We start from the raw sequence: 1,312 nt of genomic DNA, 5'->3' as shown, positions 1-1,312 counted from the left end.
GGGTTTGTCGGAGACTTTTTTATTTAAGTTAGGCCACCTGACCTAACGGGTTAATCTTATCATAGTACATTGCTTCAAACTCAAAAGGCGACTTGTAACCCAATGCACTGTGTACACGCTCTTTATTGAACCAATCTACCCAGTTGAGTGTCGCAAGTTGTACATCCGCTAAACCTTGCCAATCTGCTTTTAAATATTCAATCACCTCTGTTTTGTATAAGCCATTCACTGTTTCAGCCAAAGCATTATCGTATGAATCACCAGTTGTACCGACTGACGCTCGTAAATTTGCTGCTTCTAGACGATTGGTATAGCGAATGGAAAGATATTGCACACCTCTATCGGAATGATGAATTACATTCTTTGGCATACCTCGATCATGCAAAGCTTGTTCTAATGCATCAAGCACCATATCTGTATTCATACGTGTTGATACTTTCCATCCAACAATTGCTCGTGAAAACACATCAATAATAAATGCGGTATAGACCCAACCTGACTTGGTTTGAATATACGTAAAGTCACTGACCCACAGCTGATCTGGATGATCAGCACTAAAATTACGTTTCACTAAATCATTCGCTCGTTTTTGATCATCTCGGCTACGGGTGGTTTGTTTGTTCTTACCTCGCCAAACACCTTGTATACCTAGCTTTTTCATTAATCGAGCAATAGTACAGCGTGCAATAATATAGCCTTCACGTTTCAGTTTTTGCCAGACTTTACGTACACCATACCGACCTGAACTTTCCTTCCAAATTCGTTTAATCTCCTCAGCATGATGCAAGTCATGTAAATCTCGCTTTGCTCGATGTTCTGGATTTTCGCAGAGATCTAGAGTCCGGTAATAGGTTGAAGCTGCGATCGGTAAAATCCTACAAATCGCATCAACACCATATAAGTCTTTATTGTTATGGATGAAATCCACCATTATTTGTGTGGGCGGTCGAGCTCCGCCTGGGCGAAAAAAGCGGCTGCTTTACGTAGAATTTCATTCGCATGTTGCAGTTCTTTATTTTCGCGTTCCAGTTGTTTGATACGTTCTTGGTCTGAAAGCTGCTGTACTTTAACTGGATTTTGTTTATCTAAATATTTTTGATACCAAACACGTAGTGTTTCAGGAGTACAACCCTTGCGCAGTATACTGCTCAGGGAGCAATAGCTGTGATCGCAGCCCAATTCGATGGATAATCTTTCTCGGATTCAATCAATAATTGAACCGCTCTTTCTCTGATTTCAGGGGTATATTTTAATTTTGTCATCGGGATAGTCTCTCAGAATATTGACTCTCCGACAAACCCGGTACGGTTCA

General features: G+C 40.8%; 1 pseudogene and 1 other annotated feature. The pseudogene reads right to left on the bottom strand.

What is annotated here, in order from left to right:
• Positions 1 to 28: 28 nt before the first annotated feature.
• Positions 29 to 1,262: pseudogene (locus NI462_RS14875) on the bottom strand (IS3 family transposase).
• Positions 857 to 973 (bottom strand) — a sequence feature (AL1L pseudoknot). Its footprint overlaps the pseudogene before it by 117 nt.
• Positions 1,263 to 1,312: the final 50 nt, after the last annotated feature.

Source organism: Acinetobacter lwoffii (genome assembly GCF_024129715.1).
Lineage (GTDB): Bacteria > Pseudomonadota > Gammaproteobacteria > Pseudomonadales > Moraxellaceae > Acinetobacter > Acinetobacter lwoffii_U.
The sequence above is the reverse complement of the archived record's forward strand: the minus strand, read 5'-3'. Positions and strand labels throughout refer to the sequence as shown.